This window comes from Paenisporosarcina sp. P4_E4_2, assembly GCF_056401595.1.
The window spans coordinates 1-9,535 of record NZ_JBFUJC010000097.1 but is presented as its reverse complement, the minus strand read 5'-3'; the positions used below and the strand labels follow the sequence as shown (position 1 = coordinate 9,535).

The 9,535-nt window shown below is 39.9% G+C and carries 9 protein-coding genes; 6 read left to right on the top strand and 3 right to left on the bottom strand.

Annotated features, from left to right (window positions below; all coding sequences use genetic code 11):
- Positions 1 to 152: 152 nt before the first annotated feature.
- Entirely contained in the window at positions 153 to 413 is a 261-nt protein-coding gene (locus tag AC1DSB_RS08995) for a DUF1871 family protein (protein ID WP_036660084.1), read from the top strand.
- A gap of 55 nt (positions 414 to 468) precedes the next feature.
- On the opposite strand, the gene AC1DSB_RS08990 is transcribed toward AC1DSB_RS08995, so the two are convergent.
- Both AC1DSB_RS08990 and AC1DSB_RS08985 read right to left on the bottom strand, forming a co-directional pair.
- Positions 469 to 684 (bottom strand): helix-turn-helix domain-containing protein, encoded by a 216-nt coding sequence (locus AC1DSB_RS08990; RefSeq protein WP_016428982.1) that lies wholly within the window; start codon positions 682 to 684, stop codon positions 469 to 471.
- Between the two features lie 100 nt (positions 685 to 784).
- The gene (locus AC1DSB_RS08985) at positions 785 to 2,125 is read right to left on the bottom strand and encodes a sodium-dependent transporter (RefSeq protein ID WP_477586511.1); all 1,341 of its coding nucleotides are present in this window, start codon (positions 2,123 to 2,125) and stop codon (positions 785 to 787) included.
- A gap of 133 nt (positions 2,126 to 2,258) precedes the next feature.
- Here AC1DSB_RS08985 and AC1DSB_RS08980 point away from each other — a divergent pair, with 133 nt between their 5' ends.
- The 3 genes from AC1DSB_RS08980 to yugI all read left to right on the top strand — a co-directional run bounded on the left by AC1DSB_RS08980 (position 2,259) and on the right by yugI (position 5,400).
- Entirely contained in the window at positions 2,259 to 2,816 is a 558-nt protein-coding gene (locus AC1DSB_RS08980) for an RNA polymerase sigma factor (RefSeq protein ID WP_477586509.1), read from the top strand.
- On the top strand, positions 2,806 to 4,938 hold the full coding sequence (locus AC1DSB_RS08975; RefSeq protein ID WP_477532413.1) for a hypothetical protein: 2,133 nt from the start codon (positions 2,806 to 2,808) through the stop codon (positions 4,936 to 4,938). Before AC1DSB_RS08980 ends, AC1DSB_RS08975 begins: the two co-directional genes overlap by 11 nt.
- Positions 4,939 to 5,025: 87 nt before the next feature.
- Complete coding sequence (gene yugI, locus AC1DSB_RS08970; protein WP_016428978.1) at positions 5,026 to 5,400, top strand: S1 domain-containing post-transcriptional regulator GSP13; 375 nt, start codon at positions 5,026 to 5,028, stop codon at positions 5,398 to 5,400.
- Between the two features lie 70 nt (positions 5,401 to 5,470).
- On the opposite strand, the gene AC1DSB_RS08965 is transcribed toward yugI, so the two are convergent.
- Entirely contained in the window at positions 5,471 to 6,778 is a 1,308-nt protein-coding gene (locus AC1DSB_RS08965; RefSeq protein ID WP_477532414.1) for an AAA-type ATPase lid domain-containing protein, read from the bottom strand.
- 140 nt (positions 6,779 to 6,918) lie between these two features.
- On the opposite strand from AC1DSB_RS08965, the gene pruA reads away from it, so the two are divergent.
- Both pruA and AC1DSB_RS08955 read left to right on the top strand, forming a co-directional pair.
- Positions 6,919 to 8,463 (top strand): L-glutamate gamma-semialdehyde dehydrogenase, encoded by a 1,545-nt coding sequence (gene pruA, locus AC1DSB_RS08960; RefSeq protein ID WP_477532415.1) that lies wholly within the window; start codon positions 6,919 to 6,921, stop codon positions 8,461 to 8,463.
- Between the two features lie 496 nt (positions 8,464 to 8,959).
- A partial coding sequence (locus tag AC1DSB_RS08955; RefSeq protein ID WP_477586507.1) for an aminotransferase class III-fold pyridoxal phosphate-dependent enzyme occupies positions 8,960 to 9,535 on the top strand: 576 nt, incomplete at its 3' end.

Genomic DNA, 9,535 nt, shown 5'->3' with positions numbered 1-9,535 from the left:
CATATATTATCTCCATTAAATCCCATTTCACTGAGCGAGTACTGCGTCTATCGATTACTTGTTCAAACGAAGTCAAAGCAATTCCTTCTTTCCTTTTTTTATTAATATGTTATCATAGCTTTTATTAAAGAAAAGTAAATAGGTGAAAAATGATGGAAAATATTGAAATGAATCGCAAGGCAGTAAAATTGCTTCAGTTATGGGATCCTTTCAAAATGGGTACTGATGCATATGATACAGAAACAGCTGATGTAGTGGCGGCCCTTCAAGGAATCGACCATCCAACTGAACTGGCAAAACGCATACAAGAAGTTTATGAACATTCATATGAACAATGGATCCCTATTGACCAATGTGTTCAAATTGCCTATAAATTAATAGCGGTAAAATACGAGGCGAAATGCATCGTCTAAGCCCCATTCACAAAAAAGAGCTTACACCAATTTTGGTGTAAGCTCTTTTCATGTTTTATGAACTAACTTGAAGTCCATCCAACAAATTAGAGGCTGGAACTTCGAGTGCGTTGGATAATTTCAAAATGGTCTGTACGGAAGGGACTTCTGTACCAGCTTCATATTGTTCTAATTTCCCCGCACCAACTCGTGTTTTTAATGATAAATCTTCTAAAGACATATTACGTTCTTCACGCAATAAGCGAAGTTGAGTGTGAAATTCTTGTTTCATCTTCATGCACTCCTTTCCATCATACATCGTATGCTTGCAACTATCTTATCATACCTCGTAGAAAAAGATTTTGTGAAATAAGTCGTTTTACAGACAGTTCTCAACTTTTAAAGGCTGAAAACATGGCATTTAGGAAAATCAAAATAATCGCAATTGGGGCAAGGTATCGAACAACGAAGCGCCAAATGTTAAACGCTAAAGAAGACATATTCAATTCCTCAAACGTTTCTTGTTTCTTCAAAACGTAACCAGCAAAAATCGAAATCATTAAAGCCCCTAAAGGTAAACCAAAGTTATTTGTCAGGAAGTCAGCAAAATCGAAGAAAGTTTTTCCGAATATCTTCACGTCCGAAAATACCCCAAACGATAACGCACTTGGAATACCCACAAGGAAAATAAGCAATCCATAAATCCATGAAGAGCGTTTCCGTTTATCATATGCATTTTTAATCCCCATGGACACGACGGTCTCAAGCATCGCGATGGAAGAAGTCAAAGTTGCAAATAACATCAAAATTAAGAACAACAGCATAAAGAAAGCACCGAAAGGAATTTGTTCAAAGACTGCAGGTAAAATGATGAAAACTAGTCCTGGCCCTTCCTTAGGCGAATATCCTAATGCAAAAACGGCTGGGAATATAACCAGACCCGCCATTAGTGAAATTCCGATATTTAACATGGAAACACTAAACGCAGAATTCCCTAATTTTTGTTCCTTAGGCAAGTAAGAGGCATATGTCATCATTCCAGCGACACCAACACTAAGGGAGAAGAACGCTTGACCCAATGCCAACAGCAGGGTTTGTGCATTAAAGTAAGACCAATCCGGCACGAACATAAATTTAACACCTTCCATTGCACCCTCCAGTGTCAATGAACGAATAACCAGAACAACAAAGAAGATTAATAGTGCTGGCATCATAATTCGGCTGGCACGTTCAATCCCTGCCTCAATCCCACCTTGTACAATCAAAATCGTCAATAACATAAAGACGGCTTGACCAATCAATACTTCCCAGGGGTTCGAGATGATGCTATTGAATAAGTCCGCGTAAGAACCTTCTCCAGTATTATCAAGGCTGAACAGTAAAGCTCTTCCTAAATAGGATAAAATCCATCCACCCACAACACTGTAGAATGACAAAATAATAAATGAGAAAAAGAACCCTGACCAACCAATTAAAAACCATTTCTTGCCAGGTGCCAGTTTTTTTAGTCCTGTAATTGCATCAGCTTGTCCTTTACGTCCAATGACGAATTCTGCAAGTAGAATTGGTAAACCAATTAACAATGTACTGATGATAAACAACAAGACAAATACGCTTCCACCGTTTGTTCCTGCCATATATGGAAACTTCCATATTGCCCCCAGCCCTATTGCACTCCCTGCAGCTGCAAGGACGAAGCCAATCTTAGATGCAAAATGATCGCGCTTTGCCATGTACTCCAACTCCTTCAATCTTTAAAGATTTTTCTAATTCTACACGAGAGCCTTTGAAATTAATATAATTTTTTGAAACAATTTGAGGAAAACGTTCGTATAACAAGTAATACATAGAGAGTGAGGGGGCCTCATGAACGAACTGGTTTTAATTGAAAGGGCACAAAAAGGAGACAGGGCGGCCTACGGTGATTTAATGAATCTTCATCATAGGACCGTTGRGAAATTTGCCTACCAGTGTGGTGTCAAAGCAGATGATGTGCAAGATGTGACCCAGGAAGTATTTATTAAACTGTATAGATTCCTCCATCAATTTCAGCGTGACCGATTTACGACATGGTTATACAAAATTACGTTAAATGCAGCGAGAGATTATTATAGAAAAGAACAACGAGAAAAAGATAAAGAAGATAAAGCCCAGGATAACRAGAACTTCGGAACGAGTGTAAGATCTGCAGAATCGAAAATTCTGGTCTTTGAAGAAGATAGAGAATTGCATGCGGCCATTCAGATGCTTGATGAAAAATATCGAATTCCCATCGTATTATTTTATTTTCAGGAACTCACATATGACCAAATCGGTGATGTCATGAACATTCCACTGGCAACGGTTAAGACACGGTTGCTAAGAGCAAAAGAACAACTCAAATCCGCACTTGCATTAAAAGGAGGGGCCGAATATGGACGATAAGCAATTTGAGCAACAAATGAAATTACTTAACAAATCTTATAATCGCGTTCCATCTAAATTTAATGCGGACGATGTATTAAGCAAAATAGATGCAGAAAATCGAAAACAACATGAAGTGCCTGTCGTGAATGCAGTTAAACAATCGAAATGGCAAAGAGTCAGTGTTTGGGCTGTCAGCTTGGCAAGTGTTTTCTTAATCGGAATTTTGAGTGCTTCATTCATGAATGATCATGATGGTCAAAAGAACAACGCGGCAGCCGAATATGATCAGAAGGAAATAGAAGAACTCAAAAAAGATTATCAAAAGGAACGTGAGAAAAGACAGAAAATGTTGGGCTTGACGAGTGAGCAGTACAATCAAATGGGCTTTGTAAAGTTTGCGGATATTGAATTTGCACGCATCACACATCCCGACACTATAAAGAACTCAACAGTTTCCTTGAAAGTAGCCTATGGAGAAACGATTAAGTATTTACGACTGCCTTCAGAAATGGTGGCAACCCTTCAAGTTGGAGATCAATTGAATGAAGAAATGAGTATGCTGTTTGTGGATGAATTAAGCAATAGAATGGACGATTTGAAAATGGTCTATGACCAGATCTTGGTCGAACATAAGGAAGTTTTGAATACTGCCAAAATGAACGGGAAACTTGACGTGGACTATTTGTATAGCAAGCAAAAAGATTTGCCTGAACCAGTGCAACAGATGATTTCGAATTCTTCCCATGAAGGTATTAAAATTAAAGTGGCTGCAAATCAAAAAGAGTATGTAACGGATTATCAAAGGAATGAATTATTCCCCGGCCTTGAAGGGAAACTTGCTTATCCTGCTTTGAATTTATTGTATATGAAATCAATGGCACCCTTCACAAATGCAGGGGAATTGGTTTACAGTCCACAAGAATCTGCGTCAATTATTGAGTCAATGGAATATTCCATGATGGGTGTCAAGCAACCAGGTGGATTGTACGCCGTAATAAAATCTTATTATGAAGACCTTGCCTATACATTGATTTTTGGATCTCCTCAGAATGCCGTTTTTGAGAAGGGAAAAATTAAAGAGGAATATCAATCTGCCTGGAATTATTTCCTTTCAATTCAAGGGACTTCACCAATCAAATATTTCATGAAACCCGTAGTAGATTCCCTCAGTGCGAATAATTGGGAAGTGAACGATACTTACAAATTTCTTGATTTCAATAGATTGAAGGAAGCACTCTGGCTTGCAGAAACGGGTGAGCTCGCAAAATTAATGCCGGCTGAGGAATTAGCGGACTCTGTGGAAGTGGTTGAATGGCCTAACTCAGAATTACAGCAAAAAATTCATGGCTATCTTAAAAATCCAGGTTCTAAAGAGTATGCTTTATCGAATTTATCACCGATTGAGTCTGTACTGTTATTTTCCTATGCTCAGCAATTAGATTTCCCGAAAGTTATGTTGGATTTAGCACTTCCATTCCAAGGCATGGAATCGGTAACGGATTTACATGCCTTTCTAGGGGATGAAAATATCCTTCCAGAAGAAGAAATTACACTTACGTATGATGACCGATTAACCACCTATCAAAATGATGAATATTTTGGCAATGTTGAAGTCCAAACGAAGGAAACTCATAAGTTAATACCGGTTGTGAAAAACCGAGAAGGTGTATGGCAACTCGATTTAGGCATTTCAGTTATAAATGAGCACTATTTTGAACCGATTAATTTGCATTACACGAAAAGAGTTCAAAAAATTTACAAAGAATTCCAAAAAGCATATGACTACGACATCATTAAATGGGAAAATCCAGATATTATTGCGGGAATTTATCTGGAAGCACTTTATTCCCGAGATGCTGAAACCCAATATACATTGCTGTTGGATGACGAGAACTATTCAAGACCTACCCGCGAAGAATATATAGGTGATTACTCTCGTTCTGCCGACGTGATGGATTGGAAAACTCTATACGAATCAGTAGAATATCAACCAGAAGTATTGGAAGATGATTATGATCATGATCAAGTGATTTATTATAATTTAAAAGCAGAGTATCGAACGGATAATGAAAAACAGAAAGGATTCCAATTGCGTAAGACGAGTGAAGGATGGCGCGTTCACTTCATGCCGATGCAGTGAGTCTTTTGAGTAAAACTCTTGTTTATGGTATAATCTTCTATGGCCTTAAGGTAGATAGGTATATATCCAAGACTAGGAGCGATTATTATGACTAAGAAGTACGAAGTTGGGGAAGTAATCTCRGGAAAAGTAACAGGCGTACAGCCATATGGCGCGTTTGTAGCATTAGACGAAGAAACCCAAGGATTAGTGCATATTTCGGAAATCACATATGGTTATGTGAAAGACGTAAGCGAATTCTTGTCTGTTGGGCAAGAAATTGAAGTGAARGTACTTGAAGTGGACGAAGAAGCAGGCAAAATCAGCCTTTCTATCCGTGCATTACAAGAACGCCCACCGGTTTTACGTAAAGAAGACAAACCGAAAAAATCATTGCAAGCACGCGTTGACGAGCATGATGCAGAAGGTTTCAACTCTTTAAAAGACAAATTACAAGATTGGATCAAACAATCCGGTCAATGAGAAAAGTAGAAAGCGAGCCAACTCCTTGTGAGCCGGCTCGCTTTTTCTTTTCATTATGCGTTTAGATAGGTTATTTTCTTATCTTCCTTAAACGATATTGCAGGTTCTGCCTGCTCATTCCTAAAGCAACTGCAGCTTTTGTGACATTTCCTTCAAACATGCCCATCACTTTCTGCAAATAGTACATTTCCGCTTCACGTAAATAATCTTCCAGTGGCAGTAACTCACGATCAGATTGGACAACGAAATCTTCAGCTCGTTTAAGAGGTTCCCGCAATTCCTGCATTTTCAATTTGAAATGCAGAGGCAACATTTCGAACGTCACCATTTCTTCTACAGTAAGCATCGATGCGATCTCATCTAGTAAGATTTCCACTTCTTTTAAATTACCTGGCCAGTCGTACGAATGAAAAATGTCACGTACTTCTTCTGTCAGGCCCATGATTGCTGAACCGAATCGAACCCGATGTCGTGCAAAATAATCGTGAATAAAAGGATCAATATCTTCTCGTCGTTCACGCAAGGGAGGAACGACAATCGTCATGGAAGCAAAGAAGTAATAAAGCTCTTTTAATAATTCTCCCGAAGCAATCAAATCCACAGGGTCTGCCCCTACACTTGCTAAAAATAAGTGGTCCCCTAGCGTAGAGTCATTAACCATTTCTAATAGTTGTTGTTGCATACCCAAAGTCAAAAGGTCAATTCGTTCACAAAATATCGTGCTCGCTTCAAGCGTAATCATATCTTCTCTTAATTTATTGAGAATCGTCGGATCGGAGTTGTGGCAATATAACGTATAAAAATGGGACAAAGGTGGCGATAATTCGTAATGAATGCCTTCAGCGACCAAGTCTTTTCCGGTTCCTGCTTCACCAACAAGCAAGACAGATAAACGTGCCATCGCCGCTTTTTTGGCGGTTGAGATAACGTGTTTCATCGATTCGGAAACAGCCGTAATTACTGAAAATGTTATGGGTTCCCCATATCGGCGCAAAGGTTGATAAACTAAGCGTTCCAATGTGGTAACGTCACGTGCTAGCTCAACAGCCCCGATTAATTCTCCATTATCAAAAACAGGATGGGTATCGTTGATGGTTGTAATTTCATGTCCATTGCGATTCCAATAGGTTTGTTTGACATTCAGCACGTGTTCGCCGCTTTGCAGAACTTTCAAAAGGGTACTTTCCTGTTGGTCGAATTGAAATAATTCAAGAAGGGAGCGGTCAGCGACATCCTGTAAATCAAGGCCTTCAATGTTTTTCATTTTTTCGTTGTATAAAATGGTCCGCCCACTCCGGTCAATTGCGTGGATTCCCACCGAAATATGATCACTTGCAAAACGGTAAAACGGCAATAATTGAAGATCTTTATCGTTCACGGGAGGCTCACTCCTAAAGTTTTTTACGAAAATAAGAAATATCACTTGAAAAACGCAACAATCTTTTGCATTATTATAGATGTAAACGAAATAAAAGCGCAAATTATTTTTGCACTAAAATAAAAAGTAGGAGGATTCACATGATTCCTTATAAACATGAAGCATTTACAGATTTCACTAAAGAAGAAAACAAAAAAGCCATCCAAGATGGTTATAAAACAGTAGCAGGTTATATGGGTCAAGATTTCCCACTTATCATTGGTGGCGAACGCATTACAACTGAAGACAAAATTGTTTCTTACAATCCAGCTAACAAAACTGAAGTTGTAGGTTCTGTATCTAAAGCAAACCAAGAATTAGCTTCTAAAGCTATGGATATCGCTGATGCTACATTCAATACATGGAAAAAAGTAAAACCTGAAATTCGTGCTGATGTATTATTCAAAGCGGCAGCAATTATGCGTCGTCGTAAATTTGAATTCTCTGCATTACTTTCTAAAGAAGCTGGTAAAACATGGGTTGAAGCTGACGTTGAAGCAGCTGAAGCAATCGATTTCCTAGAATACTACGGTCGTCAAATGCTTCGTTTGAAAGATGGTCAACCAGTTGAAAGCCGTCCAGGTGAGTATAACCGTTATGACTACATTCCAATGGGTGTGGCAGTTGTTATTTCTCCTTGGAACTTCCCATTCGCTATCATGGCGGGTACTGCAGTTGCGGCAATGGTTACTGGTAACACGGTATTACTGAAGCCTGCTTCTACAACACCAGTTGTTGCATATAAATTTATGGAAGTATTAGAAGAAGCGGGTATGCCTGCAGGAGTAGTAAACTTCATTCCAGGTTCTGGTGCTGAAGTTGGGGACTTCATGGTCGATCACCCACGCACACGTTTAATCAGTTTCACTGGTTCACGTGACGTTGGTCTTCGTATCTTCGAACGTTCTTCTAAATTAACTGAAGGTCAAATTTGGATTAAACGTGTAATCGCTGAAATGGGCGGTAAAGACACAATCGTTGTTGATAAAGAAGCTGATTTAGAATTAGCTGCTCAATCAATCGTGAAATCTGCATTCGGTTTCAGTGGACAAAAATGTTCAGCATGTTCACGCGCGGTAATCGTTGAAGATGTATACGATCAAGTAGTAAACCGCGTTGAAGAATTAACTAAGGCTCTATCAGTTGGTGTTCCAGATCAAGATGAGCATTTCGTAGGTCCAGTTATCGATGGCGCAGCATTCAAAAAAATCATGAGCTACATCGAAATTGGTAAAGGTGAAGGTCGTGTAGTTTCTGGTGGTACTGGTGACGATTCTAAAGGATTCTTCATTCAACCAACTGTAATCGCTGACTTAGATCCTAAAGCTCGCATCATGCAAGAAGAAATCTTTGGACCAGTTGTAGGTATCTGTAAAGCTAAAGATTTCGACGAAGCTCTTGAAATTGCAAACAACACAGAATACGGCTTAACTGGTGCGGTAATTACAAACAACCGTATGAACCAAGAAAAAGCACGTGAAGACTTCCATGTGGGTAACTTGTACTTCAACCGCGGATGTACTGGCGCTATCGTTGGATACCAACCATTCGGTGGATTCAACATGTCAGGTACAGACTCTAAAGCAGGCGGTCCTGACTACCTGACTTTACACTTACAAGCAAAAACAACATCTGAAATGTTATAAGAAAAGCGTAGAAGCCCGTGCTAGCTCGACACCGGCGCTGGAAGGCTCGAATCGAAAGCTTGCTTTCGCTTGAGAGTCTGAAGCTTAGGTGCGAGCTAGGCTTCGAAGCTAGACATTACGACTAGCGGGATGCTCGTAGAGTGGCTGACGCCGGCGCTGGAAAGACCGAATCGGAAACCTTTTCCGAATGAGGGCTTGAAGCTTAGGTGCAGCCTGCCCTGCGGAACTAGACATTACGGCTAGCGAGAAACCCTAAAGTAGCTCGACACCGGCGCTAGAAGGCTCGAATCGAAAGCTTGCTTTCGCTTGAGTTTCGGAAGGATGGCTAAGTACGCCGCGTCCTGCGGCAACGCCTTCATGACCTACATCCTGTAGGCCTAAGCTTAGGTACGAGCTGGGCTTCGAAGCTAGACAGTTAGAAAAGTGACATTAAATATAGGCAGGCACATCAGAAGATGCGTCTGCTTTTTTTTGAAAATTGAGGAGGCGAAACATTATGACAGTTTCACAAAACGTTATTGCGCAAACAGAAAAATTTGGTGCGCCGAACTATCATCCACTTCCGATTGTTATTTCTGAAGCACAAGGTGTATGGGTAAAGGATCCAGAAGGCAACAAATATATGGATATGTTATCTGCTTATTCGGCAGTAAACCAAGGGCATCGTCACCCRAAAATTATACAAGCGCTTAAAGATCAAGCTGACCGTGTAACTTTGACGTCACGTGCATTCCATAACGATCAGTTAGGACCTTGGTATGAAATGATTTGTGAGTTATCTGGAAAAGATATGGCACTTCCTATGAATACAGGGGCTGAAGCTGTTGAAACAGCTATTAAGGCAGCTCGTCGATGGGCTTATGATGTAAAAGGAATTGCTGAAAACCAAGCAGAAGTCATTGCTTGTAACGGAAACTTCCACGGACGTACGATGGCGGCAGTTTCTTTATCTTCAGATCCTGATTACAAACGTGGCTTCGGACCAATGCTTCCAGGTATCAATTTGATTCCTTACGGAGACATTGAATCGTTAAAATCAGCAATCACACCGAATACAGCGGCATTCTTGATT

Coding starts and splice junctions, on each gene's coding strand:
- AC1DSB_RS08995 (WP_036660084.1), top strand. CDS start 153: ATGGAAAATATTGAAATGAATCGCAAGGCAGTAAAATTGCTTCAGTTA.
- AC1DSB_RS08990 (WP_016428982.1), bottom strand. CDS start 684: ATGAAACAAGAATTTCACACTCAACTTCGCTTATTGCGTGAAGAACGT.
- AC1DSB_RS08985 (WP_477586511.1), bottom strand. CDS start 2,125: ATGGCAAAGCGCGATCATTTTGCATCTAAGATTGGCTTCGTCCTTGCA.
- AC1DSB_RS08975 (WP_477532413.1), top strand. CDS start 2,806: ATGGACGATAAGCAATTTGAGCAACAAATGAAATTACTTAACAAATCT.
- pruA (WP_477532415.1), top strand. CDS start 6,919: ATGATTCCTTATAAACATGAAGCATTTACAGATTTCACTAAAGAAGAA.